Annotated in this window: 25 protein-coding genes; 13 read left to right on the forward strand and 12 right to left on the reverse strand. The window is 62.7% G+C overall.

All coding sequences use genetic code 11. The features are described from left to right. Positions 1-6: 6 nt before the first annotated feature. On the reverse strand, positions 7-654 hold the full coding sequence (locus M0639_RS13735; RefSeq protein ID WP_064075361.1) for a hypothetical protein: 648 nt from the start codon (positions 652-654) through the stop codon (positions 7-9). A 439-nt stretch (positions 655-1,093) separates the two neighbouring features. On the opposite strand from M0639_RS13735, the gene M0639_RS13740 reads away from it, so the two are divergent. Beyond that, the gene (locus tag M0639_RS13740; protein ID WP_003944949.1) at positions 1,094-1,648 is read left to right on the forward strand and encodes a LysM peptidoglycan-binding domain-containing protein; all 555 of its coding nucleotides are present in this window, start codon (positions 1,094-1,096) and stop codon (positions 1,646-1,648) included. A 12-nt stretch (positions 1,649-1,660) separates the two neighbouring features. Here the strand turns inward: M0639_RS13740 and M0639_RS13745 are convergent, their stop codons facing one another. Further along, on the reverse strand, positions 1,661-2,392 hold the full coding sequence (locus tag M0639_RS13745) for a TetR/AcrR family transcriptional regulator (RefSeq protein ID WP_054188193.1): 732 nt from the start codon (positions 2,390-2,392) through the stop codon (positions 1,661-1,663). A 197-nt stretch (positions 2,393-2,589) separates the two neighbouring features. Here M0639_RS13745 and M0639_RS13750 point away from each other — a divergent pair, with 197 nt between their 5' ends. From M0639_RS13750 to M0639_RS13765, 4 genes are read left to right on the forward strand one after another with little or no spacing between them, the layout of a single operon-like run. Continuing rightward, a complete protein-coding gene (locus M0639_RS13750; protein WP_029255304.1) occupies positions 2,590-4,149 on the forward strand; it encodes an amino acid permease in 1,560 nt (519 codons plus the stop codon). Between the two features lie 2 nt (positions 4,150-4,151). Then, positions 4,152-4,985 carry an urea amidolyase associated protein UAAP1 gene (locus M0639_RS13755; protein ID WP_064075360.1) on the forward strand — a complete coding sequence of 278 codons (834 nt, stop codon included), beginning with the start codon at positions 4,152-4,154 and terminating at the stop codon, positions 4,983-4,985. Then, positions 4,982-5,635 carry an urea amidolyase associated protein UAAP2 gene (locus tag M0639_RS13760; protein ID WP_007728099.1) on the forward strand — a complete coding sequence of 218 codons (654 nt, stop codon included), beginning with the start codon at positions 4,982-4,984 and terminating at the stop codon, positions 5,633-5,635. Before M0639_RS13755 ends, M0639_RS13760 begins: the two co-directional genes overlap by 4 nt. Next, positions 5,632-7,614, forward strand: a complete 1,983-nt coding sequence (locus tag M0639_RS13765; protein WP_064075359.1) for a 5-oxoprolinase/urea amidolyase family protein — start codon at positions 5,632-5,634, stop codon at positions 7,612-7,614. The genes M0639_RS13760 and M0639_RS13765 overlap by 4 nt, the downstream gene beginning before the upstream one ends. Before the next feature lie 115 nt (positions 7,615-7,729). On the opposite strand, the gene M0639_RS13770 is transcribed toward M0639_RS13765, so the two are convergent. From M0639_RS13770 to M0639_RS13785, 4 genes are read right to left on the reverse strand one after another with little or no spacing between them, the layout of a single operon-like run. Then, entirely contained in the window at positions 7,730-8,512 is a 783-nt protein-coding gene (locus M0639_RS13770) for a Fic/DOC family protein (RefSeq protein WP_064075358.1), read from the reverse strand. Then, positions 8,509-9,942, reverse strand: coding sequence for a putative nucleotidyltransferase substrate binding domain-containing protein (locus M0639_RS13775; protein WP_231915016.1), 1,434 nt, complete (start codon positions 9,940-9,942; stop codon positions 8,509-8,511). Before M0639_RS13775 ends, M0639_RS13770 begins: the two co-directional genes overlap by 4 nt. Before the next feature lie 49 nt (positions 9,943-9,991). After that, complete coding sequence (locus M0639_RS13780) at positions 9,992-10,876, reverse strand: DUF5995 family protein (RefSeq protein ID WP_082893291.1); 885 nt, start codon at positions 10,874-10,876, stop codon at positions 9,992-9,994. Between the two features lie 53 nt (positions 10,877-10,929). Next, positions 10,930-11,295: a RidA family protein gene (locus M0639_RS13785; RefSeq protein ID WP_019748335.1), complete on the reverse strand. Its 366-nt coding sequence runs from the start codon at positions 11,293-11,295 to the stop codon at positions 10,930-10,932. 97 nt (positions 11,296-11,392) lie between these two features. Here M0639_RS13785 and M0639_RS13790 point away from each other — a divergent pair, with 97 nt between their 5' ends. From M0639_RS13790 to M0639_RS13805, 4 genes are read left to right on the forward strand one after another with little or no spacing between them, the layout of a single operon-like run. Then, positions 11,393-12,430 (forward strand): Rv2578c family radical SAM protein, encoded by a 1,038-nt coding sequence (locus M0639_RS13790; RefSeq protein ID WP_003944842.1) that lies wholly within the window; start codon positions 11,393-11,395, stop codon positions 12,428-12,430. 58 nt (positions 12,431-12,488) lie between these two features. Then, positions 12,489-13,892: a 3' terminal RNA ribose 2'-O-methyltransferase Hen1 gene (locus M0639_RS13795; RefSeq protein WP_371714546.1), complete on the forward strand. Its 1,404-nt coding sequence runs from the start codon at positions 12,489-12,491 to the stop codon at positions 13,890-13,892. After that, positions 13,889-16,432 carry a polynucleotide kinase-phosphatase gene (locus M0639_RS13800; protein ID WP_064075355.1) on the forward strand — a complete coding sequence of 848 codons (2,544 nt, stop codon included), beginning with the start codon at positions 13,889-13,891 and terminating at the stop codon, positions 16,430-16,432. Before M0639_RS13795 ends, M0639_RS13800 begins: the two co-directional genes overlap by 4 nt. A 36-nt stretch (positions 16,433-16,468) precedes the next feature. Then, positions 16,469-17,137 carry a class I SAM-dependent methyltransferase gene (locus tag M0639_RS13805; protein WP_064075381.1) on the forward strand — a complete coding sequence of 223 codons (669 nt, stop codon included), beginning with the start codon at positions 16,469-16,471 and terminating at the stop codon, positions 17,135-17,137. On the opposite strand, the gene M0639_RS13810 is transcribed toward M0639_RS13805, so the two are convergent. Then, entirely contained in the window at positions 17,098-18,327 is a 1,230-nt protein-coding gene (locus tag M0639_RS13810) for an MFS transporter (RefSeq protein ID WP_064075354.1), read from the reverse strand. The two genes, M0639_RS13805 and M0639_RS13810, sit on opposite strands and share 40 nt — an antisense overlap. A 70-nt stretch (positions 18,328-18,397) precedes the next feature. On the opposite strand from M0639_RS13810, the gene M0639_RS13815 reads away from it, so the two are divergent. Both M0639_RS13815 and M0639_RS13820 read left to right on the forward strand, forming a co-directional pair. Continuing rightward, complete coding sequence (locus M0639_RS13815) at positions 18,398-19,453, forward strand: LacI family DNA-binding transcriptional regulator (RefSeq protein WP_228232709.1); 1,056 nt, start codon at positions 18,398-18,400, stop codon at positions 19,451-19,453. Then, positions 19,450-19,905, forward strand: coding sequence for a hypothetical protein (locus M0639_RS13820; protein WP_228232707.1), 456 nt, complete (start codon positions 19,450-19,452; stop codon positions 19,903-19,905). Before M0639_RS13815 ends, M0639_RS13820 begins: the two co-directional genes overlap by 4 nt. A 95-nt stretch (positions 19,906-20,000) precedes the next feature. Here M0639_RS13820 and M0639_RS13825 read toward each other — a convergent pair whose 3' ends face one another. Further along, positions 20,001-20,819 (reverse strand): helix-turn-helix domain-containing protein, encoded by an 819-nt coding sequence (locus M0639_RS13825; protein ID WP_042919858.1) that lies wholly within the window; start codon positions 20,817-20,819, stop codon positions 20,001-20,003. Positions 20,820-20,908: 89 nt separating this feature from the next. Here M0639_RS13825 and M0639_RS13830 point away from each other — a divergent pair, with 89 nt between their 5' ends. Further along, positions 20,909-21,280 carry a cupin domain-containing protein gene (locus M0639_RS13830; protein ID WP_030536435.1) on the forward strand — a complete coding sequence of 124 codons (372 nt, stop codon included), beginning with the start codon at positions 20,909-20,911 and terminating at the stop codon, positions 21,278-21,280. Here the strand turns inward: M0639_RS13830 and M0639_RS13835 are convergent, their stop codons facing one another. From M0639_RS13835 to M0639_RS13850, 4 genes are all read right to left on the reverse strand, one after another. Next, on the reverse strand, positions 21,281-22,009 hold the full coding sequence (locus M0639_RS13835; protein WP_064075353.1) for an HD domain-containing protein: 729 nt from the start codon (positions 22,007-22,009) through the stop codon (positions 21,281-21,283). It abuts the gene before it with no gap. A 210-nt stretch (positions 22,010-22,219) separates the two neighbouring features. After that, positions 22,220-22,816, reverse strand: a complete 597-nt coding sequence (locus M0639_RS13840; protein WP_176742021.1) for a CHAP domain-containing protein — start codon at positions 22,814-22,816, stop codon at positions 22,220-22,222. 17 nt (positions 22,817-22,833) lie between these two features. After that, positions 22,834-24,405 carry an MDR family MFS transporter gene (locus M0639_RS13845; RefSeq protein ID WP_003944867.1) on the reverse strand — a complete coding sequence of 524 codons (1,572 nt, stop codon included), beginning with the start codon at positions 24,403-24,405 and terminating at the stop codon, positions 22,834-22,836. Positions 24,406-24,446: 41 nt separating this feature from the next. Then, positions 24,447-25,079, reverse strand: a complete 633-nt coding sequence (locus tag M0639_RS13850) for a TetR/AcrR family transcriptional regulator (protein ID WP_064075352.1) — start codon at positions 25,077-25,079, stop codon at positions 24,447-24,449. 113 nt (positions 25,080-25,192) lie between these two features. Here M0639_RS13850 and M0639_RS13855 point away from each other — a divergent pair, with 113 nt between their 5' ends. Continuing rightward, the gene (locus M0639_RS13855) at positions 25,193-25,537 is read left to right on the forward strand and encodes a zinc ribbon domain-containing protein YjdM (protein ID WP_003944988.1); all 345 of its coding nucleotides are present in this window, start codon (positions 25,193-25,195) and stop codon (positions 25,535-25,537) included. Positions 25,538-25,596 lie beyond the last annotated feature (59 nt).

The following is a 25,596-nucleotide window of genomic DNA, read 5'->3' on the forward strand; positions in this document are numbered from 1 at the left end:
CGCTCCCTACCTGGGGAGAGGCGGCAGCTCGTTGATCACCGCGCGAAGGAGGCCCGGATCGCTGCGATCCGATCGAGGCGGGGGACAGCGCGAAAGATCGAGCTGTGTCGGAAAGCGCCACACAACGCGACCTGGATCTACCCTGTTCACCGCCGAGTACCAGTGGGTGAGGGGCTCGGCGAGCGCCGCGTGAAGCTCGAAATGCCGTCGTCGGCGGCGGGGGTCTCCTTCGCGCTGAAGTAGAAGCTGCCCCGGTGACGGTATCGAGATGACGGTCAGATCCGCGAAACCCAGTTCGAGGTGCTCGAAAGCTGTCTCGACTGCCGCGAGCTCGTACTCGAATCGCTCCCGAGGTGCTGCGCCCACCGCAGCGAGACACCAGCTGTAGTGCAGTTTCAGCGGGTCGCTGTCGCAGAGCGCGATACCGGTTCTCGCTTCGAGATCTTCCGCTTGCGACCATCGCTTCGAATTGACCGTTGTCCAGTAACTTGCCTGCACTTCGAGGTTGGTTCCATCCGGTTCGAACCCGGTGGGCTGATATTCGGCCACGAATTCCTCGACGACCGATTCATTCGTCATCTGGGCTCGGCACCAAGTGGTCTTGCCGGCGGCGCTGGGTCCTTCTACTGCGATGATCACCAGTTGATTCTCCATAACGATTGGGGCGGTTGGTTTTTCCCGTTGCCAGGAATCTCTTAACATCCCCAGGATCCTCGTTGGCGGTCCGACACGGCCTGTTTCGGTGCGGTGGGTCACAAAATCACCGTGACGGTTGCCACATAACGGACGGATAACGATCGGTATGGTTGAAGCTCGAATCAATTAGTTGACCTGTGGTTATTGCTCGAGTTTCGACTGAGTCTGGTACAGCAGTGCCGGAAAACTGCCCCGTGACCAATCCGTGACCATCACCTACGGTCGTTGACAGCCCGAAACTACCGGGCAAACACCGACCCGCAACTGCGTGCTTCTGCCCCGCGGGTCCGGTACTCCCGAAACCTTCGCGGGGCAGGAGTGAAACAGACGAGTCGATCGACGAGACGTGAAAGCGTCCGGGCCGACCTCGTCCGCGGTAGCGGAGAGGATTTACCCAATGACCAGCATCACCTTCAAGCGCGCCCTCGGCGCAGTTGCAACCGCAGGCGCAGTCGTCGCGATCCCGCTCGCCATGAGCACCGGCACCGCTTCGGCAGCCGGCCACGACTGGTCCGGAGTCGCAAACTGCGAGTCCTCCGGTAACTGGGCCGCCAACACCGGAAACGGCTTCTACGGTGGTCTGCAGTTCACGCAGAGCACCTGGAACGCATTCGGTGGATCGGGCAACGCTGCCAACGCCAGCCAGGCCGAGCAGATCCGTGTCGCCGAGAACGTTCTCGCAGGCCAGGGCGTCGGCGCATGGCCCGTCTGCGGTCAGTACCTGACCACCGGCACCACCGCAGGCAACTACGAGGCCGCAGCCGCCCCCGTCACCGCTGAGGCTTCCGTCGAGTCGGCTCCGGCAGCAAGCACCGGAAGCGGCAACTACGTGGTCAAGGCAGGCGACACCCTGTCGAAGATCGCTGCTGCACACGGCATCTCGCTCGAGAACCTCGCCAGCCAGGTTCCGAACATCAACCTGATCTTCCCGGGACAGTCCCTCTCGGTCTAGTCTCGTGGCCGTTTAGGTCCTCAATGCGTCGAAATTGTCCGGAGCTGATGCAGCCCCGGACAGTTTCGGCGTTTCTGCGTTCGCAATGATCGTTGCCGCTTCCGTATGGATGGGGTCAAGATCCTGGCGCCACCCAAGAATGTGCAGCGCCGACCCGGCGATGACAGCGGCGTCGGGAATCGGGGTGCCTTCGAGCGCGTCGGCTCGCGCGCTGATCACACTTTCTACCAGGCGAAACGGAAGCTCGGCCAGGTGCGTTGATGATGGATCGTCAATCGCGTCGAGCACATCCTGGGCGAGTGCCCGGTATTGCTCGCGAAGCCGATCGCGATCGGCTCGGAACGACATGAACCTGTCACTTCTCAGTTCCGGTAAGAGATAAAGGACGCCGAGGTTCCACCGTCCGGTGATCAGTTGTGCCGCGTCGATGTACGAAAGTGCGTACAGCTTGACCTCGGGTGCGGTGTCGAGTGGCCTGAGATTCTCCGCGAAGTCGAGCGCCGGCGTCACGGTGTCGGCGAGAAGTGCAACCAGAATGTCGTCCTTGGTGGCGAAATGGTTGTACAGCGACGCCTGACGCATTCCGACTGCTTCGGCGATGTGGCGTGTGGACGTCGCGGCGAAGCCTCGGGTGGTGAACAGTTCAGCGGCTGCATCCAAGATCTCCGCCCGGGCAGTGCCACCCGGGCGTCGGCGAGCGGTCAGGCGGGGTCGTCCGGGGCCGGCGTTGGTCACGCCTTCCATAGTGGCAGGCTGCGGCCTTACGTGCGGGATGGCCGCCGCTGTGAGCATTCGGTCACGTGCTCGAAACGTACTCAACGAGCCTGTTACAGAATCAGGCGAATCGTATACGCGGGCGTCACCTGCGGCGAGTGGATTTCACGAAAACTATCAATCGACAGTTATTCGCCTCTGAATCGCTTCGCCGAAGGAGTACGCCGTTGAGTGCAACCACCCCGGCTGCGCAGCCCACCACCGCTTCCGCACTCGCCTCTTCGCCTCACGACGACGGTGACCTCGCGGAGTTCGGCTACGAGCAGCAGCTGCATCGATCGCTGGGAAAGTTCGCGTCTTTCGCCGCGGGCTTCTCCTTCGTCTCCATCCTCACCACGATCTTCCAATTGTTCGGCCTCGGTTTCGGTTTCGCGGGTCCGGCATTCTTCTGGACGTGGCCGGTCGTCTTCATCGGTCAGTTCATGGTCGCTCTCAACTTCGCGGAACTTGCTGCCAGATATCCGATTTCGGGTGCCATCTACCAGTGGTCGCGGCGGATGGGTGGTGAGATCGTCGGCTGGTTCGCCGGTTGGTTCATGATTCTCGCTCAGATCGTCACTGCATCGGCCGCCGCGATCGCCTTGCAGGTCGTGCTCCCCAATGTGTGGAGCGGGTTCCAGATCATCGGCGAGGACAGCGCACTCACCTCATCGAGTGGTGCCGCCAACGCCGTGCTGCTCGGATCGGTACTTCTGGTTCTGACCACCTTTATCAACTGCATCGGCGTCAACTGGATGTCGCGTATCAACAACATTGGCGTGACCTGCGAAATCGTCGGTGTCATCGCAGTGATCGGGATGTTCTTCACCCACGCTCAGCGCGGACCGGACGTCGTCTTCGACACCGGCAGTGCCGGCGGTCAGCCCGGATACGCCTGGGCGTGGATCATGTCCGGACTGATGGCTGCCTACGTCATGGTCGGCTTCGGTTCGGCAGGCGAACTGGCCGAGGAGACCCGCAACCCCCGACGCGTCGCACCTCGTACGATCCGGCTTGCACTGTCCGCTTCTGCGCTCGGCGGCGGCTTGATGATCCTCGGCGCGTTGATGGCAGCGCCCTCACTCACCGACGGACGCCTGGCCACGGAAGGTTTGCCGTACGTACTGACATCGATTCTCAGTTCCCCGTGGGGCACGGTCTTGTTGATCGACGTCTCGATCGCAGTGTTCGTGTGCACCTTGGCCATTCAGACTGCTGCTTCACGGCTGATGTTCTCGATGGCCCGCGACGGGCGGCTTCCTGCCTCGCAGGTACTGGCAAAGGTCAACCCCCGCACCGGAACACCTATCGCGCCGTCCGTCCTCATCGGTCTGGTCTGCATTGCCGTCCTGGCCGTCAACGTGGGCAACTCGGCAATTTTTGCAACCCTGTCCAGCGTATGCATCATCTTGATCTACTTGGCCTACCTCATGGTGACCGTGCCGCTGCTGGTTCAGCGTCTCAAGGGATGGCCTCGCACCGCTGTCGGCCCCAAGTTCGACGCCGAAGGCAAAAAGCTTTTCTCCCTGGGTATCTGGGGAGTTCCGGTCAACATCGCCGCGGTTGTGTACGGCGCGCTGATGGTGATCAACCTGTCCTGGCCACGAGCCGAGATCTTCAACCCCACGGGGGAGTACCCCATTCTGCAGTGGGCCGCGCCCATCACGATAGCGCTGGTGGTGGGGCTGGGAGTCGCTTGCTTCCCGCGTGGCCGCGCCACCCCGAATCCCGTCACGATCGGAGCCTGACCATGAGTACTCAGACCACCGCCGGAGCGCGCGAGCATGCCCGGTCTCAAGCTGGAACGATCACCGATTCCATGCCCGTATTGCCGGCAACGCGTTGGCCGAACCCACCCGAAGACGTCGCTCCCGAACGTCTGACCTGGGCTGAGACCGTGCCGGGTGGGCGGTACACGACCAAGGTTCTCGCACGTGGAACCCGATTGCGACTTCGCGACATCGCTGGCAGCGCCTGCGCAAACATCTTGCTCTATCGCGCCGACGCCCCCTGGGAGCGTCTCAACGTCGCCGATACCGTCAAGGTGCCATGGCAGGCCTATCTCGGCGTCGGGCACCCGTTGCTCTCCGATCAGGGGCGAGTACTTGCGACCGTGGTCGCAGACACGTCGGGTCACCACGACGCGTTCTGCGGAACGACGTCACGCGCCACCAACGAGGCGAAGTACGGGCAGGGTTCGCTGCACAGTGCCTCACCCGCCGGTCGTGAACTGTTCACCGTCGCTGCCGCGAAGAACGGGCTCGGGCCGCAGGACATTGCGCCGCCGTTGTCCTTCTTCCATGGTGTCCGCGTCGAGGCGGACGGCGCTCTCACCAGTACGGGGTCCGCCGGCTCGGGCGCAACGGTCGACCTTCTGATCCACCTGCCCGTCATCGTGATGATCGCCAACACCGCGCACCCACTCGATCCGGCGCCGCAGTTTCCCACCACGTCCCTCGAAGTGCTCGCGTGGAACGCGGCCGACGAACTCGGCGGCCTTGACGATCTCGGGCCGGAATACCAACGCGCAGTGCTCAATACCGAAGATGCCTGGACGGCTTCGAACCTGGAGGAGATCGCATGACCACCACCTTGGATGTCCCCGCCCTCGTTCCCGGAACGGTGATCCTCGACGAGATTGCTGACGCATTCGGGCCGTGGTCCGCAGTTGTCCGTGCCGGTGACGTTCTGACCATCGTCGATCTACACGGAAATCAAGCCGTCGACACCCTCGTCTACGCCGGTGACGATCACAGCGTTCGGTACTCGGCAGCAGCGACGGTCACAGCCCAGAAGAACCTGTTTCTGTCCACAGGCTCCGTGCTCCGCAGTGACGACGGAACTCCACTCATGACCCTGGTCGCAGACGAGGTCGGAAACCACGACACCGTCGGCGGCGCGTGCTCACAGGAATCGAACACCCTGCGATACGGCCACCACACCAAGCATCAGCACGCGTGCGTCGAGAACTTCCTCGTCGAGGGCGCAAAATGGGGGCTCGGTAAGCGGGACCTGGTGTCCAACATCAACTTCTTCATGAACGTCCCGGTCGACCCCGACGGCACACTCGGAATCGTCGACGGACTGTCGGCACCAGGCAAGCGGCTCGCGTTGCGTGCCGAACGTGACGTGCTCGTCCTCGTGTCCAACTGCCCGCAGATCAACAACCCGTGCAACGGCTTCGATCCCACGGCCGTCCGCATGATCGTCACACGGCCGGGAGCAGACGAATGAACGCAAAACTGACCATCGTGCGTCCCGGAATGCTGACGACGGTTCAGGACTATCCAGGACGCGTCGGATACTGGCAGATCGGAGTCCCACCATCGGGCCCGATGGACGACCTGTCGTTTCGGTTGGGAAACACCGCACTCGGAAACCCCGAAGGCGCCCCCGCCATCGAATGCGCGATGGCCGGACCTGCCATGACGTTCGACGAAGACACTACGGTCTGCATCACAGGTGCCCCGGTGTCGGTGACTGTCGACGGCGTCGTACACGGTCAGTGGCGTCCCGTTCTCGTCCCCGCTGGATCGGTGCTCGACGTCGGAACGGTCAGCGGCCCGGGACTGCGCATCTACGTACTCGTACAGGGCGGAATCGAGACCGACGACTATCTCGGCAGTGCGTCGACCTTCACCCTGGGCAGGTTCGGGGGACACGAAGGTAGGACTCTGCGGGCAGGAGACGTTCTCAAACTCGGACAGGCGACCGGGGTCGCGGGAGCTGTTCCCGCCGAGCATGTTCCGGCGATACACACGTGCTGGGAACTTGCGGTGACCGAGGGCCCGCACGGGGCACCGGAGTTCTTCACCCGCTCCGACATCGACACGCTGTACGCGACCGAGTACGAGGTCCACTTCAACTCCGACCGCACCGGTGTCCGGTTGATAGGTCCGAAACCAGACTGGGCCAGAACCACCGGCGGCGAAGCCGGACTTCACCCTTCGAACATCCACGACAACGCGTATTCGATCGGTGCACTCGACTTCACCGGCGACACGCCCATCCTCCTCGGACCCGACGGACCGAGCCTCGGCGGCTTCGTCTGCCCGATCACAGTGGTGTCCGCTGATCGCTGGAAGCTCGGACAGTTGGCTCCCGGGAACAAGATTCGCTTCGTGCCGGTCCGCGCCGAACGGGCAGCCTCCCGGCGTGACCTCGGAGTATCGCGTCGAGCGTCCAATTCGGTTGTTCATTCCTCCGGTGGTGACGGCGACGACGGCGTCATAGCCCGCCGTGACGGCGACACCGCGGTCACGTACCGGCGCTCAGGCGATGACAACGTGTTGGTCGAATACGGCGACATGAATCTCGACCTGGCGTTACGTGCGCGTGCTCATGCACTGCATCAGCGACTCGAAGCCGAGAAGCCGGCCGGACTACTCGATCTCACCCCGGGAATCCGCAGCCTGCAGGTCCGCGTCGACCCGGACGTGCTGCCCGTCCGCAAGCTGATGGGAATGCTCGCCGAGGCGGAGGACACCTTGCCGGCGGCCAACGAACTCGTTGTGCCAAGTCGCACTGTGCGGATGCCACTGTCGTGGGACGACCCGGCAACGCGCGAAGCGATCCAGCGGTACATGCACGGGGTTCGCGCCGACGCGCCGTGGTGCCCGTGGAACATCGAGTTCATCCGCCGGATGAACGGTCTCGAATCCGTGAACGACGTGTTCGACACCGTCTTCGGCGCCGAATACATGGTGCTCGGACTGGGTGACGTCTACCTCGGAGCGCCGGTCGCGACGCCGCTCGATCCGCGTCATCGTCTGGTCACGACCAAGTACAACCCTGCCCGCACCTGGACCCCCGAAAACGCCGTCGGGATCGGTGGGGCGTACCTCTGCATCTACGGCATGGAAGGCCCAGGCGGGTACCAGTTCGTCGGACGTACGACGCAGGTGTGGAATCACCGCCACCCCGCGAAGTCCGGGCCGTTCGAGGAGGGCACTCCGTGGTTGCTGCGATTCTTCGACCGGATCTCCTGGTACCCCGTCGAGCCGGAAGAGTTGATGGATCTGCGCGCGGACACCGCCGCCGGCCGCGGCGGGGGCGTCGAGATCGAGGACGGCAGCTTCTCGCTGGCCGAGCATCAGGAGTTCCTCGCGTCGAACTCGCGCTCGATCGAGGAGTTCCGCGCGATGCAGTCCGTCGCGTTCGGGGCCGAGCGTCAGCGTTGGTCCGACGCAGGAGAGTTCGCGCTTCCCGGCTGATGGTCGAGTGAGCACAGTCGTCTTAGAGTGAGCACCGCTTCCAGAGTGTCGGAAGCGGTGCTCACTCAGCAGTAACGGTGTTCAGTCCGCCTGGAACGGGCAGCAGATGTCTGCGTCAGCGAGTCAGCGCGCGATTGAACAGATCGGTGAACGGGCGAGGCGACGGGGTTCCGGTGGGCCGGAAAGGCGCAGAATCCCTCGACGCGGATACCCACTCGGCTCTGCTCACCCGCGACAAGTCGAGCTGATACCGGGTGTCCGCGGCGAGTCGGTGCAGGAAGAGGGTTCCGGTTCGCCCGTTTCCTTCCCGAAACGGGTGGGCATGATTGAGCGTCGAGTACACCGATGCGAGCGCGAACGACGCAGCGCCGTGATCGAGTGCTACCCAATCGACGGCGGCGATGATCTCTTCGACCTCGGACAGGTATTTCCGAATCGCCGAGACCGGAGCAAACGTTGCCGCACCTTTCCTGATGTCGACGGTTCTGATGTGGCCGGCCCACTGGTACAGATCTTGGAAAACGTGCTGGTGAAGCAGGAGAAGTTCGGCTGTGTCTCGCGTGTGCTGTACGAGGTCGCTGCCGAGATGCGCCTCACCCAGACGAAGCGCGGTCGCCGCGAACTCGAGTGATTGCAGTGCGGCGGGATCTCGTACGTCGAAATTGTTCTCGAGAACCGATGTACCGCGATAGACGTACGGCGCTGATCGTCGCCAGCGGATCCGCGGGGGAATCGCAGACGAGAGGCCGACTGCTCGCGCTAATTCCTGCTCGAAATACTCACGCCGAGAGAGCATCCCGATCATGACGGCCTCGAGTTCCGCGATCTGCTCGTTACTCGGATCCCAGCCTTCGAGGCGCTCCGCCGCCAGAACCTGTTCGAGCGCAGTGCGATTCACGGGTCGATGTCGGGTAGCGCCGACGCGGACGCGGCATACTCGAGTCGTCGTTGCACACCTGCGACCTCGCGCACTGCATTGCTCAGCAGGCTCCGCGAGAGCGGAGTGAGTTCGGAGATCACGACTTCGTCGGTCGGTGGCCGACCTGCCGCGAACTGATCGGTCTGGTGGCGGACACGAATCTGCTGCAGCACCTCGAAAGATTCGATCAGTACCTGGGCGTCGTCGTCGAGTAGGAAACCGCTTCCCGCTGCAGCCTTGAGGCGTTCGAGTGTCGAACTCGTGCGGGCGCCCACGGAAATCCCCGCCCAACGAGCGATGTTCACGATCGGTTGGACGGCGCTGGCTTTGAGGTCGACGGTTCCGGTCCGACGCGTCATCACGTCCTTGAACGAATGGAGCTTTGCCTTGTCTCCGACGGCTTCGCGAAGGAGCAGTCGCATGACGGCCGGGTGCAGTCGCAGTTGATCCAACGCCGCAGGGCGAGGATCCAACGCCGGATCGCCCGCGACGACGCGGGCATCCGCCAGCATCGACAACATGACCAGGGCCTGGTCCTGGTACGGATTGGATACCCATTTCCGCAGCGCAGTGCGCCATTGTGGGAGCGTCCGAGCGAACCTGGCCTGGGTCGCGACGGCGTTCTTGGTGTCGCGAGGGAACCCGCAGAGATCGAGGATGTCGTGGATCGTCTTCGCGGCGTCGGCTCCCTCGTGATGAGATTCGCCGCCCCACACCAGCGCACTGTCGATATCCGAAGAGGGGAGCGCTTCACGTCTGGCGACGCTGCCGAGCGACAACCACGCGAAATCCGGTCGCTCGTCTCCGTCCACCACCAATTCGATGGCGCGCCTGACCGTCACGTCGATCAGCACCGCCAGCGTCGCACCGATGTCGAGCGGTGAGACCCGTGACGCCACCAATTCCGTCACCAGAACAGGGACCGCGCGGGCTGTTTCGACGAGGTGGGCGTCATCCTGTGCTGTGGCGAGCGCTGCGCGCAGTTCGAAACCCTGATTGGTGGCCGAAGTCAGGAGGTCGCTGAGTTCGAGCACGCCCATCAGTGCGCCTGCCTCGGTCACGACCGGGAGATGGCGCAATCCGTACTCGAGCATGTCGGTCACGGCGTCGGCGCCCAATCGATCCGGATCGACTGTCACTGCTGACGGCGTCATCACCGTTGATACCGGCTGATTGCTGTCGATACCACCGACTACCACACGAGCACGTAGGTCACCTTCGGTGAAGATTCCGAAACCGGTTGTCTCCGTCGGGATCACAACAGCGCGGCGGCCCGCATCGGTCATCAACTTCGCGGCCTCGCGGATGGTTGCCCGGCCATCGCAGACAATTGCGGGCCCGCGCAACAGGTCTCGAACCCGGCGCATGGCGGGACTCTGCATGCCTTGCCCCGTCGAGTGCCCCGTCATGGGGTCATTGTCGCAGGTGTGTCCGGTTCAGGCAGCGGAGGGTGAGATGTCAGAGACCACCGAGTCGCGAGAGTACGTCGAGAGCGGAATCTGTAGTACGCCAGAGTGCGTCGATCTCCTGTTCTGCGCCCGGACGTGTCTGCGGATTCTGGAGGGCGAATCCGTTGGCCAGCGTGATGGTGTTGTATCCGCTGTCGGCGGCGCGGAGCAGCAGTTCCGAGGGCTGCGAGTTTCCGGCCAATCGGTCGAGTCCTTCGCCGACGAAGTAGAACCGCCAGAGCGGCCCCAGATCGGCGTCGTACTCGGCCTTGGTGAGGGTCACGATCGAACCACCTTTGACGGCAATGGAATCGACGATCTTGTAGAAATCGGGGACATCCTCTGCTGTGGTTTCGGAAGTGGCGACGGCGTGAGCGAGGTCGACGGTGAGATGCGCGTTGTAGCCGGCCATGGCGACCCGTGCCGGACTGGCGTCGCACTGACGTGTCAGGGCGAAGTAGTTGCTCCACGCCGGATCGGTGGGAGTACCGGTGAACTCTGCATGGACGTTCACCAGGTACCTGCGCAGCAATTCGAAGCTGACGGAATGGGCCCACTCGTCATCGGCGAAGGCCGCAGGGTCTCGCTGCAGCGGCATCACCGCCTGGTGTTCGACAGCGTCCAGGCCGATGGAGAACAAGCCTCGCCAATCGTGGTGTGAGACGAGGATCGACGTGATCTCACGATGACGTTCGACAGCGGTCTCGAGCCGAGGCAGTCCGGCACCGTTCAGGGTCGTGACGTCGCTGAGTTCGGCAATCCGGCCCACCTCGGCATTGCTCAACTGGCTGCCGCAAGCCGTCGAAAGACTCTCGCCCGGTTCTGCGAGTGCAGAACCGGGCGAGAGGAAAGCGGCGCTGATGCCGAGCGCGAGCGTCAACGGATACAGCCGCATCGGTTTCATCGGCTCAGACTAGGCGCCCATTTCACAAATGTCCGGATTGGCGATCAGCTGAGAACCGCGTCGGCCTCGATCTCGATGAGCAGAGCGGGGTCGATCAGCGAGCTGACCTCGAGGATCGTCGTGGCGGGACGAATCTCGCCGAACACTTCACCGTGCGCGAGAGCGGCCTGCTCCCACTGCGTCATGTCGCGCAGGTACATGCGAGTGCGGATGACGTCGTCGAGCGAGGCGCCGGCCTCGGCAAGTGCTGCCTTGATAGTTTCGAGCGCTGCGCGGGTCTGATCTGTGAGGGTCTCACCAGGAGCGGTGGTGCCGGAGACTGCGATCTGGTTACCGATGCGCACGGCACGGGAGTAACCGATCTTGGGTTCCCATTCGGAACCGGACGAAATATTGATTCTGTTCGACATGCACCGAATTCTGCCAACAACTTCCCGGCCGTGGTGAGGCACGGTCGGGTATTCGCTCCATCTTGACATACCTTAGAACAAGTGTTCGACTTGGGGCATGAGGTGGTCGGGTCAGGCATTGGATGCAGATGACGGAGCGCTACCCGGACTCGAACGGGCCGGGTTGGTTCGCTCCGTGCAGACTCCCGAGTTCGAGGGAATCACGTTTCACGAGGTGCTCTGCAAGAGCGCGCTCAACAAGATGCCCGAAGAGTCGACGTTGCCGTTCAGCTTCACCGTCAACGCTTTTCGTGGTTGCTCGCACGCATGCCGATATTGTTTCGCGAGACCGAGTCACGAGTATCTCGACCTCGACGCCGGCGCGGATTTCGACTCCCAAGTGGTCGTGAAGACGAACATTGCCGCGGTGCTCCGCAAAGAGTTGGCGCGAAAGTCCTGGAAACGGGAGGCGGTGGCACTGGGTACCAACACCGATCCCTATCAGCGAGCCGAGGGCCGATACCGCTTGATGCCCGGCATTATTCGCGCGTTGACCGAATCCGGAACTCCCTTCTCGATCCTGACGAAGGGAACTCTGCTCCGACGGGACCTGCCGCTGTTGAAAATGGCGGCAGCGCAGGTCGACGTCGGAATCGGAGTGTCGTTGGCGATCAACGACGCTGCACTTCAGAAGCAGATCGAGCCTGGTACCCCGTCGCCGCGGGCGCGTCTCGAGATGATCCGCGCCATCACCGACGCGGGATTCTCGTGCAATGTCATGGTGGCGCCGGTCATTCCGTTCCTCACCGACTCCACCAGTCATCTCGACGGGCTGTTCGAGGCACTGTCCGAAGCCGGTGCGACGAGTGTGACGGTCTTCCCGATGCACCTGCGGGGGAGTACTCGGGGTTGGTTCATGAATTGGCTTGCTCAGGAACATCCGGCGCTCATCCGTCGCTACCGCGAGCTGTACGGGCGGGGCGCGTATGTCACTCCCGAATACAAGCGTTGGCTCGCAAGCCGTGTCGAGCCATTGGTCGAGCGCCATGGGTTGGGTGGTCGTTCGGAGCATCGAGACGTCAGCGCAGCTGGCAGTGAGCCGCGTGAGGCGCCCCGGGAACTGGTGGGTGCGGGAGCAGCTCTCACTTTGTTCTGACGGCCGCGGGCGCGTAAATCGGAGGCGCCCCGGACGTTTGCCGGGCTACATTCGCCTGGTGCTACTCACACTGACGTCCACCCCGACCCCGCAGACTCCTGATGCGACCGCGTTGAGCTACCTGCTGCACAAACATCCCGACCGCGTGCAAAGCTTCGACTTGGCGATCGGCACCGCCACGGTTCTGTACCCGGAGGCCTCAGCCGAAAAGACCACGGTGGCAGTGATTGTGGACGTCGACCCCATCGAACTTGTGCAGAGTAGGTATCGACGCGGCAAGAGTGGCGACAACTTTTCGCTGGGTGAGTATGTCAACGATCGGCCGTATGCGGCGTCGTCCATACTCTCGGTTGCTCTGTCGAAGCTGTTTGGCACCGCGTTGACGGGAACGTGCAAGTCGCACCCGGAACTCGTCGGAACCGAACTCGCGTTGACCGTCTCGATTCCGGTGGTTCCGTGCGGCGGCGATGCGGAATTGCCTCGTCGGTTGTTCGAGCCGCTGGGCTGGGATGTGACCGCGATACCGGTGCAGCTTGATCCGCACCTGCCGACGTGGGGAAACTCCGACTTCGTGTCGTTGACGCTCACCGGGGAACACACGGTGCAGAGTGCCCTTCGGCACCTCTACGTGCTGTTGCCGGTCCTCGACGACGTGAAGCACTACTGGGTGGGACCCGACGAGGCAGACAAGTTGATCCGCGTCGCTGGAGAGTGGTTGGCGTCGCATCCGGATTCCGCGCTGATCATGTCCCGCTACCTGGCGCGTCGACGCGACCTGGTCGAATCGGTGGTCGATCGACTGATTCCCGACCAAGCAGAGGCGCAGATCGAACTACCGCGACCGGATCCGCCGCTGGCACGGCTTCGCGTCGACGCAGTTTTGGCGACGCTTCAGCGACTGCACGTCAGAACGATTGTCGACATCGGTTGCGGCGAAGGCAAACTGATCGAGGCGCTGATGCCGCACGCTCAATTCGACAAACTTGTCGGCGTCGATGTGAGCGCGCGCGAACTGACACGGGCGCAACGCAGATTGAAGTTCACCGAAATGTCCGACGCCCAACGTGATCGTGTGTCTTTGATGCAGTCGTCCGCGACGTACCGCGACGCACGCTTGAAAGGCTTCGACGCAGCCGTGCTGATGGAGGTGGTCGAGCACGTCGACACGGCGCGCCTGCCGGCGCTGGTCAGATCGGTCTTCGTGGACGCAGCACCGCAGTATGTGCTGCTGACTACTCCGAATGCCGACTACAACGTGCTGTATCCGGCGTTGGCAGAGGGAGAGTTCAGGCACCCGGATCACCGGTTCGAGTTCTCACGGACCCAATTCCGCGACTGGGCAACCGAAACGGCCCGAGTCCACGGCTATTGCGTGGAGTTCGAATTTGTCGGAGCAATTGATCCGGTCCTTGGCGGACCGACACAGATGGCAATCTTCACGAAGGAGGCACGAACGTCATGACGGTGTACGAGATTCCAGATCTCGCCCTGGTAGTACTCATCGGCGTCAGTGGCTCGGGAAAGTCGACCTTCGCGGCGCGCCACTTCGGTGAGTTCGAAACTCTCTCGAGTGACACATGCAGAGGGTGGGTCAGTGATGATCCGAACTCACAGGAGTCGACGTCCGATGCTTTCGAAGTGCTGGAGTTCGTCGCGGCCAAGCGTTTGCGACGCGGACGCCTCACGGTGGTCGACGCGACCAACGTCCAGCCCGCCGCGCGCAAGCGACTCGTTGCGTTGGCTCGCGAGCACGACATACTGCCGGTGGCAGTCGTGCTCGATATTCCGGAATCGGTCTGTTCTGCGCGCAACGACGCACGCTCTGATCGGACGTTCGGACGCGACGTCATTCGCCGCCAGCACCAACAGCTGACTCGCTCGCTTCGCGGGTTGGGCAAGGAAGGTTTCCGTTCGGTTCACATACTCAGAGGTGAGGACGCGGTTTCCGAAGCCACATTCTTGCGCCACCCGCTCCGCAGCGATCTGCGTGTCGAGCGTGGTCCGTTCGACGTCATCGGTGACATCCACGGATGTCGAAGCGAGCTCGAGACGCTCCTCGTGAAACTCGGCTACACCGTCGACTACGGGACCGATGGCAGAGCTGTCGATGCGGTGCCGCCGGAAGGGCGAACTGCCGTCTTCCTCGGTGACTACGTGGATCGAGGACCGGATTCGGTCGGTGTGCTGCGTCTGGTCATGGGGATGGTCGCGGCGGGACATGCGATAGCGGTTCCGGGTAACCACGAGAACAAACTCGTCAAGGCCTTGCGCGGTAAGAAGGTCACGGCCAGTCACGGACTCGCCGAGACCCTCGAGCAGATGGCCACCGAGTCGGCGGAGTTCCGCGAAAGCGTCGTCGACTTCTGTGACGGCCTCGTCGCGCACCTCGTCCTGGACGACGGCAAACTCGTTGTCGCGCACGCCGGTCTCAAGGAGGACTACCACAACAGGGCATCCGGTCGAGTCCGGAGCTTTGCGCTCTACGGTGAAACTACCGGTGAGACGGACGAATTCGGCTTACCCGTTCGATACCCGTGGGCGCAGGACTACCGAGGATCAGCGACGGTCCTCTACGGTCACACGCCGGTGCACGAGGTGGAATGGATCAACAACACCGCGTGCCTCGACACCGGGTGCGTCTTCGGTGGATCCCTCACCGCCCTTCGATACCCGGAACGAGAGATCGTGTCGGTTCCGGCGGAGCAGGTTTGGTACGAGCCGGTGGTACCGCTGGCACCGCCGACTCGTGATCCGGATGTGCTCGATCTCGCCGACGTCCTCGAAACGACCGGCGTCGACACCGAACTGCGCGGTCGAGTGTCCGTTCGCACCGACAACGCTGCCGGCGCCTTGGAAGTGATGAGCCGATTCGCGGTCGCGCCGCAATGGCTGCGGTACCTACCGCCGACCATGGCGCCCTGCGCGAGCGCCCAATCCGATGACTATCTGGAACACCCGTCGACCGCGTTCGACGCATACCGGGCCGGCGGAATCGGAACAGTGATCTGCGAAGAGAAGCACATGGGTTCGCGGGCAGTGGTGCTCGTGTGCCGTGATCGATCGGTTGCTCAGTCCCGCTTCGACGCACCGGATGCGCTCACCGGGATGGTGCACACCCGCACCGGCCGCCAGTTCTTCGACGACGACCTGACTCAGCAGTTGATCGACGACATCGCCGCCGCAGTCACCTCCGCTGGGTTGTGGGAAGAGCTGGGCACCGACTGGCTGCTCCTCGACTGCGAACTGTTGCCGTGGAACGTCAAAGCGGAAGGTCTGCTGCGCTCGCAGTACGCGTCGGTCGCGGCGGCCGGGCGATCAGACCTCACAGCTCGCGAGGCCGTGTTGGCGCGGGCCGGGTCGCGGGGCCTGGACGTGGCGGAGATGTTCGAACAGACAACTGTTCGGGCCGCCAGTATCGAGCGCTTCGGCGAGGCGTACCGACGGTACGTGTGGCCGACGAACGGACTGGACGGCGTCACCATCGCGCCGTTCCAGATTCTGGCGGCCGAGGGCCAGTCGTACGGGGAACGGGATCACGAATGGCACCTCGGTATTTCGGACCGCCTGGCCGCGGCCGACCCGAGTCGATTTACCACTACACGTCGCCTGGTGGTCGATCTCGGTTCCGAGGACTCGGTGTTCGAAGCGACGAAGTGGTGGGAGTCGCTCACCGGCGACGGTGGTGAGGGGATGGTCGTCAAACCGCTGGCGAATCAGATTCACGGACCGCGGGGGTACGACGCGAAGGTTCAGCCAGGGATCAAGGTCCGCGGCCGGGAGTACCTACGGTTGATCTACGGTGCCGACTACCTCGAACCGTCGACACTTGCTCGGCTACGCAATCGCAACCTCGGACACAAGCAGTCGATGGCGCTGCGCGAGTACGCGCTCGGCATGGAGGCGGTATCCAGGCTCGTCGACCGTGAACCTTTGTGGCGAGCGCACCAGGCCGTGTTCGCGGTGCTGGCTCTCGAATCGGAGCCGGTCGACCCGCGGTTGTGACGGCCGGTGCGCGGGCTCGGATTGATACCGTCGGGTATGGGTGTGATTGCTCGCTTGGACGGTTTCAATCGACGCCATCCGTGGAGTCACAACGATCACTACGGCCGGTGGGTTCTACGTAATCTGAGCGGGGTCAGGTCCGGTCGCGCTCTCGACGTGGGGAGCGGGACCGGCAATCTGATCGACCTCTTGCGTCGGCGGTTCGACGTGGTGGTCGGTGTGGAACCCGACCTGACAACCTCGGCCGCCGTGCGCGCAAGGTTTGTCGACGACGAGAACGTGATCATCGACGCGCAGCGGATCGAGGACTTTGCATCCGAGGCGACGTACGACGCGATCACCGTCGTCGCAGCGTTGCATCATCTTCCACTCGAAGAGTCGATGAAGCGGCTGAGCGGCCTGCTCGAACCGGGCGGGCGGCTCGTCGTGGTCGGGTGTTATCGATCGACCACAGCCACCGACGCACTCCTGTCGGTGTTGGCGACCGTGTGCAATCCCGTCGTCGGCGTCGTCAAGCATCGACGGGTTGCCTCCGAGCCGCTGAAGGCGATGACGGCTCCCACCGCGGAACCGGGGGAGTCGATGGCTGACGTCCGGCGCGCGGCCGCGTTGTGTCTGCCAGGTAGTCGGATCAGGAGACGACTGTTCTGGCGATACACCCTGATCTACGACGAGAGTCCGGCCGGCGCGTCGGTGGGGGAGTGAGTAGACCGTTCCGGTTCCTGGGGAAACGCGCGTCGGCCGAACCCGACTATCGCCAACGAAGCGATCATCAGAGCGACCCCGATGCCCGCCAGATGTGAGAGCCCGCCACTGTCGACGACGGCCGCACCGAGCAGAGCGCCCGTTGCAATCGCGATCTGGAACACGACAACGTAGATGGCCGAGGCACGGTCGGTCCCGATAGGGACGGCGCGCAGAACCGAGGACTGGAGGCAGATCGGAACGGTGGTGAACGCCGCACCCCACAAGATCGTGGCGACGACAGCGAACGCTCCCATCGACGGCGCCAAGAGCCAGAAGATGGCCAGCGCGCCTGCCACCGTCGCGATCGAGATGAGCGTGAAGAGACGCGGTCGGCGGTCGTAGTACTTGCCGGCGACCCACACTCCGACGGCGCCGGCGGCGCCGTAGACCAGAAGCATCGCGGTACGGATGCCACCGGACGAGCCGAGGCTTTCCTCCACCAGAAGTGTGAAGAACGTGTACGAAGCGAATTGCCCAAGGGCGGCAAACAGCGTTGCCGCGCAGATGACGGCGAGTGCCCGTTTCATCGCCGGTGTCGGCTTCGGTTTGTCTCGCTTACTCCGATGGTGTTGATCGACCGGCATTTCTGGCAACGCACGATGCAGTGAGAAAGCAATGCCCACTGCCACCACACCGATTGCCGCCGACGCGGTCCGCCAACCCCAGGACTGGCCGATCGCCGAAGACAGGGGTCCTCCGAGAACAAAAGCGAGAGACGTACCGGCATACACCATCGCGATGGCCTTGCCCTGTTGTCCGCGCGGAACCAGGGTGGCAGCGACCGGTGCAACGACAGCCCAGAACACTCCGTGCGTCGCAGCGCAGAGCAATCGTCCGATCACGAGCATCGGATAGTTGACGGCCAATGCTGCGACCAGTTGCGACACCGCGAGGGTGGCCACCGTCAGAACGACGACGCGTCGTCGCGGCCAGGTTTTGACCGCTCCGATCAGCGGAAGCGTCAAGACCGCGACACCGTATGCGTAGAAGGTCAGCAGTAGGCCGACACGCCCTTCGGTGACGTCGAGGTCCGTTGAGACTTCGCTGAGCAGTCCGACGGGGAGCATTTCGGCCGTCACGTAGGCGAAGGCTGCTCCGGCCAGTGTCATCAGCCGTAGCGTGGTTGCCTTCGGCAGTCGAGCACTCATGTTGTGTAACGATACATGTATCGATACACGCCTGCGCAATGGATATTTTTCACTCGCTATGCTGATGCTCATGGCCATACGTGCGCAGCGTTCGAGTCGTCCGACGATGGCCGACGTCGCCAAGGCCGCAGGCGTGTCGGTGATGTCGGTGTCGTACTCCTTCGCGCAGCCCGAGCGCGTGTCTGAATCAACGCGGGCCAAGGTGTTCGCCGCCGCCGAAGAGCTCGAGTACGCGGGCCCGAACCGGGCGGCGCAGTCCTTGCGGAGCGGGAAATTCAACAACATCGCGGTCGTCTTCAGCGAGAAGCTGACGTACGCCTTCGAAGACGCAGTAGCTCGGCGATTCCTCTCGGGAGTCGCCGAAGCGTGCCTGGATGCGAACGCCGGGCTGATGATGCTGCCGAACTCGGGGAAACCGGGAGACGTCGACAGAGTTCGCGACGCGGCAGTAGACGGTTTTGTCGTCTGGACCACCGTCTTCGACGATCCCATCCTCGACGCGATTGTCGGCACCGGAAAACCCGCATGCATCCAGGGTGGTCCGTTGCACGAGGGTGTGGATCTCGTCGGGATGGACGATGTTGCCGGCGCCGTCGCGATCGCGGCAGTCGGGTTGTCGGGGGCGCAGCGGCCCGCGGTGATCAGCCTTCCGTGGGATCGTGAGCGTCGGTCCGAGATTCGGATGGACGTGGATCCAGGTGAAGCGTTCTTTCCGGTGTCCCGCCATCGGCTCGAGGGCTACGAGCGCGCCGTCCGCGACGCGGGCCTCGATTGGCCCTCGGTGCGGGTAGGGGTCGTCACTGTCAACGAGCGGAGCGAGGGTGCGCGGATGGCTCGGTCCCTGCTCGACGTTCCCGAGAGCCGAAGGCCCGATGTCATCTTGGCGATGAGTGACGAACTGGCTCTGGGGGTTCTGGACGCGATCCGTGAACTCGGCCTCGCGCTGCCCGACGATGTCGCAGTCGTCGGATGGGACGACACAACAGCCGCATCGGACGCCGGCCTGACAACGGTTCGCCAGTCCCTGTTCGATCAAGGGCGCAATGCAGCTCGCGTGGTTCTCGGGCTGGACGATGCGGTCGAGCCGGTCGAATGGTCGGTGCGTCGGCGAACCTCGACACGATGATCACGCCGGTAGTCATCGACGGTCTGCGTTTTCGGTGGTTTGTTCCTCCAGAATTGGGGGAGACCGTCCGGTGGGGACTCTCCTGGAATGTCGACAACCCGCGCCGGTGGGCGGTTGCCGAAGTCGCGGGTGCATTGCACCTACTTGCCGGAACTCCTCGTGACGACCCAAACGCGCGTCAGGCGTGGATAGACTTCGGCGCGGATGCCGCCACGACCGGGGTAGTTCGGCGCCTGCGGCTCATGTCGATGGAGTCCGACATGCTGCCCGACCCGAAGTTTCCGCACGGCCCGAACTGGGGTTGGGCTACGAGGCAATTCGTGCCTGGCTCCGAGCGGTTCTACGAGTTGGCCCGTGCACCTCGTGCGTTGCGCTCGTATCAGCTGACCGATCGTGAATACGGGCCGCGGCGCGAGGACTTCCTCCTGGTCGACCTCGAGACGGCTGCTTGATCGTTGGGACCTGACACCGTTTTTATTCAGTGGACACAGACTCCAGCTGACCGGAACCAGTGTCTGCTCGACGAAACCGGTGCCAGGTGCTGCGACTAGCGCGCTCCACTGGCCACGTTCAGTGAGTATTTGCCGGGCGGCGCCCCGACATGCTTGACGAAGTGCCGCGACAGGTGGGATTGATCGTGGAATCCGACGTCGACGGCCACGTCCGCCAATTCGCGCCCGGCGAGGATTGCGCGTCGCGCCAGATCGATTCGACGTCCCGTCACGTACTTGTGAGGCGGAAGCCCGAAATGCTTCGCGAAGTTCTTGATCAGATACGTGGGCTTCCGCTGCAGGATGTTCGACGCTTCCCGCATCGTGATTCCCGTTGTGAGTCGCGCATCGAGCAGGTCCCGAAGTTGATCGGCAACGCGTTCGTCAACGGTCGGCGTGTGAAGGGATCGACCTGTGGCCGGTGTGAGGATCTCGTTCAATCTTTCAGCGAGGAACCCCAGGCGACTTTCGGCCTCGAGTGATTCGCCGTCCGGGCCGAGTGCAGAGTGCAGTTGATCGATGCGATGGCGCAGCAGAGGGTCTCGAATCTCGGGGCTGTCCACCGCCGGGCCTATGAGGACCTCGCCGAGAACTGACGTGTCGAGGTAGAGGATTCGTTGACGAAATCCGGCCTCGGTGACCGGAACTCCGTCGTGTGCGATGCCTGGCGGCAACAGAGTCACGATCTCTGGTGCTGCGCCATGAGCGCGATGATCGAGGTCGTATGCAATCGTGCCGCGGTCGACGAGCATCAGGGACCACTGATCGTGCGTGTGTTTGGGATAGGCGTGTCCGACGAAATCGGCATGGAAGACCTCGGTGATTCCCGCGAGGCTCGGTGCCCACGCGGTGATCTGTGCGCCGCGGGGGTCCATGTCAGAAACGTACAAGACGCAGCTGCCTCGGGTGACGAAGAGTGGCGGGGTCGTCATCGCGGTGGTGGCGCGCCCGAGGGAGGAACAACATGAACAGTTCGGCAACAGCGGTATCGCTCCGCGAGAAGTTCGGTCAGTTCACCGAGCACTGGTCGCCCAAGAAGATTGCGGCCCTCAATGATTACGAGATCAAGATCGTCAAGATCAAAGGTGAATTCGTCTGGCACTCCCACACCGACACCGACGAAATGTTTCTGGTGACAAAGGGGCAGATCCGAATCCAACTGCGCGACGGAGATGTTTCGCTGGGGCCCGGTGAATTGTTCGTTGTGCCTCGCGGAGTCGAGCATTGTCCCATCGCCGAAGAGGAAGCGGAGGTGATGTTGATCGAACCCGTGGGCGTGGTGAATACCGGGAACGTCGGAGGATCACGAACCGCGGTGCTCGAGGACTGGACGTAGCTAGCGGCTCTTCCAATCCGGGGGATTGGTTCGGAGCGGCAGTGCCATGCCCGATCTCCAGAGCGTCGCCGCGCGAGAGTGCGGACGGAGCTGGACCTCGCGCCGCATCGACTGCGTGAACTCGTCGGTGAACCCTGTTCGCGGGTACTCCGCGATTGCTGCATCAACAGTTGCTCGCGGAATTTCGGGCGCACGCCGACCGGCAACGTCGAAATGCGCTGCGGCATGCAGTAGATAGGCGTCAGCGCCCGCGCCGCGGTCGACGGTCAGATCCATGTGCAGACGGATCGCTTCGCCGATTCGCTGTACCGACCTCTCCGAAGTTCCCACTCGGGTCGCGAGTTCTTCTGCGTCTGCGGCACTGATGTAGGTGAAACACCCGTGCTCGGCCGATCCTTCTGCGCCCAGTCCGACATCGTGAAGGGCGCACGCAGTGAAGAGATCTTCGGGGTCGTACTCGATCGCATCGATCTGCGCGAAGGCGTCGGCCCAGATCCAGCAGCGCAGGCTGTGGTTCAAGACCGCGGGGGAGAGGGTTCCTCTGGCGTGATCGAGCGCTTCGCTGCACAGCTTGGTGTCGGGGAGTGGGCGTTTGCGCAGCTCGGGTGTGCGAGTGGGGTAGCGGCCGAGCCGCAGTCGGAGCATCGACGGAGCACTCATGGCCTGCGCAGCAGCCGCGCGGGCCATGAGTTGTATCTGCTCGAGAGTGGAGAGCTCACCAGGGCGCATCGAATTCCTGTTCTGGGTGGGGGGACAGCTGGATACGAATCTAGTTGGCAGGGAAACTTCTTCACAGATGTCTAATGTCTGTCAATGACGGAAACACGGAATTATCAGAATATCGGTTAATAGCAAGTGCCATCCAACGGCAACCACGAATCTGTAGCCTCACCTCTGGACATCGCAAGAACCATCAAGCAACGACGGTGGGGCTCGGGCTCAGATGACGCCGAACCCGACGATGCCCGGGACTTCCGACGGGACGATGCGATGGAGCATGACCTTGTTGTTCTCGTTGCCGCCGACGGTCGTCAGAGTGCCGGCGTCGTTGACCAGAACGACGTTGACGTGTTGGCCGAAGGGGCTCGAGTCGCCGTACAGGATCGTGTCGCCGACCTTGGGTTGGTAGTCCTGACCGTAGGGGACAAACGCGTCGACGGACTCGTAATACTCCTGCAGCGTGTACACCCCGGGGATGCGCCACGACCCTGAGTTGGGGTTCGAGAACGGCGTGCCGATCTGGTTCATCGACCAGCTCACGAAATCGGCACACCACGATTCTTCGACACCCTCGGCGTATTTGGTGCCGGGACTCCCTGACTCCCACTCCTGCTCGAGGACGCCCAGTAGCGCACTCTGCTGAGCGCTGAGAATGCTGTGGTCGACGGCCGGGAACGAATCGAGATTCTCGCCGGCAAGAGCGTCGTCGCCGCGCGCGAACCACCACAGTGCGCCGGCGACAACTACGACCACCACAACGCCGAATACGCCCAGAACAGCGAGAGTGCGTCTGGGCGTATTCGGTGCGTGCGACATCACGCCACGATAGTCAACTACTCGAGCGGGGGCGCCGAGCGATCGATCGTCGTCGCGAGGGGCTTCTCCTTGACGAAGAGCAACAGGACAACCGCCGCGATGACCAAGGGGACGAGGTACAGGAAGATCGGCGCCAGCGCGTCGTTGTATGCACCGACGATGATCTCGCGAACCTGGCTCGGCAACTTCCAGAGGATTCCCGGGGTCAAGGAGTTCTCGTCACCACCGACCGCGCCGCCATTCGCCGGGAGTCGCTCGGCCAGGAGATTGGTCAGACGCGAGGCGAACAGGCTGCCCACGATCGCGCTGCCCAACGACGCACCGATCTGGCGGAAGAAGTTGTTCGACGCGGTGGCCGTTCCCACTTCGGCCGCGGGGAAGGTGTTCTGCACGATCAAGATCAAGATCTGCATGACGAGGCCGAGTCCGATACCCATGAGTGCGATGTAGCAACCGAAGACCAGCAGTGAGGTCGACGGCGTCAGACGTGAGAGCAGGACCAGAGCAACAGCGACGATGGATGTTCCGACGATGGGGAAGATCTTGTAGCGGCCGGTCTTGCTGACCAGCTGGCCGGACCCGATGGAGGCGACGAGCAGGCCCGCCATCATGGGAATCATCATCAATCCAGCTTCGGTGGCGTTCTTGCCTGTCACCATTTGGATGTAGGTCGGCAGGTAGGCGAGCGCACCGAACATGGCGATTCCGATGATCAGGCCGGCGACGGTGGTCAACACGAAGTTGCGCTGAGCGAACAGGTGCATCGGAATCACCGGTTCGTCGGCACGCTTTTCGACGAAGACAAAAGCCACTGCCGTCACGACGCAGCCGACGATCAACCCGATGATGACGGCCGATCCCCAGGCGTAGGTGTTTCCGCCCCAGGTCGTGAACAGGATCAGACACGTCGCTGCCGTCGCGACGAGAACCATGCCCAGATAGTCGATGCGAGGCTTGCCGAGGTTCGGCTTCCGCAGGTGCAGAAATGCCATCGCGCTCGCGATGGCGAGTAGGCCTAGGGGGATGTTGATCCAGAAGGCCCAACGCCAACCGATGCCCTCGGTGAACCAGCCGCCGAGTAGGGGACCGGCAACCGAAGCCAGTGCGAACACCCCGCCCATCGCACCCATGTACCGGCCGCGTTGCCTGGCGGGGACGACGTCGGCGATGATCGCCTGGGACAGCAGGATCAATCCGCCGCCGCCGAGTCCCTGCACGGCTCGACCAGCGATGAGTGTGGTCATGTCGTGGGACAGACCGCCGATCACCGAACCGACGATGAAAATGCTGATGGCGCCGATGAAGAGGCCCTTGCGGCCGATCAGGTCACCGAGTTTTCCGTACACCGGCATCATGACGGTCGAGGCGAGGATGTATGCCGTCGTCACCCAGACCATGTGGTTGACGCCGTTCAATTCGCCCACGATGGTGGGCAAAGCGGTACTGAAGATCATCTGGTCGAGCGAAGCCAGAAGCATCGTGATCATCAGCCCGACAAAAACGAGGATGATCGACCGTTTGTCCGGCGAGGCCTCGGTGTCGGTATGCGTGCCGTCGGGCTCGACGGTCGCAGCTTCTCGAGTGGACATGTAGTTCCTTAGTTGAGTGACGGCGGGTGCGAGAGTGTGGATCAGCTCTCGGACCTCAGTATTCGAGCCATCAGGAGTAGTGCCGGATCGAGCAAATCTGTTCTGGGGCTTGCCCGTTCACTGTTCTGCCATTTTCGGAAGACGTAACGCATCGCGGCGCCTGCGGTGATGACCGTTGCTGTGGCTTCGTCGGCAGCGGCTGTGTCCGAGTGCAGGCGGCGATACTCGGTTCTGTTCGACAACTCCCGCGTGAGGATCCGGGTGAGCGTGTCTTCAAGATCGTGGAAGGTGGCCAGATGTTGTTGCAACAGCGTGGGATGACGCTCGAACAATTCGCGTCGATGCGCGAGCAGATCGGTTCGCTCGTCGACGATTTGCATCGCCGCCTCGAATACCGCGAGAGCGCCGCGCAGCGGATCGTCCGGGTGCTCGCCGATGAGCGTGAGCATGGTCGTCTCACTTGGCACGACGAGCATGAGCCCACCGATCGCTGCGTCCTTGGTGGGGAAGTAGTTGAAGAACGTGCGGGTCGACAGATTGCAGGCTTCGCAGATTTTCTCGACGGTCACTTCGTCATAGCCCAGGTCGAGAACGAGTTCGACGGCGGTGTGCTCGATCAGCTGCCTCGTCGCAATTCGTTTTCGTTCGCGCAATCCGAGAGTTTCGGTTCCCATTTCATCCATAATTGCACAGAGTGCAAAGTTTCATCGAATGCAATATTTCGCCCAAGAATGCCTCATGAAATGCAAAAATGGGGATCGGGTGCCTGGTGGATAGGATGAACCGCGTGGAAGACACCTTGCCCCCTTGCCCTGAATGCGCCGGCGAATACACCTACGAGATGGGCGCGTTGATGGTCTGCCCGTCCTGCGCGCACGAGTGGGCGCCGACCGATAGTGCCGGCGAGGACCTGGGTGTAGTGAAAGATGCCGTAGGCAACATTCTTGCGGACGGCGACACGGTGACGGTCGTCAAGACGCTCAAGGTGAAGGGCAGTCCGACCGGCATCAAGTCAGGTACGAAAGTTCGCAACATCCGCCTTGTTCAGGGTGTTGGTGACCACGACATCGACTGCAAGGTCGACGGCATCGGACCGATGCAATTGAAGTCGAGCGTCGTCAAGAAGGTGTGACCGGACAGCGATAGTTGTCGGCTCGAAATCCTGTTCAGTTTCGACGGTTCGATAGCCAC

Origin of the sequence: Rhodococcus qingshengii JCM 15477, from assembly GCF_023221595.1 — a bacterium.
Taxonomy (GTDB): Bacteria; Actinomycetota; Actinomycetes; order Mycobacteriales; family Mycobacteriaceae; genus Rhodococcus_F; species Rhodococcus_F qingshengii.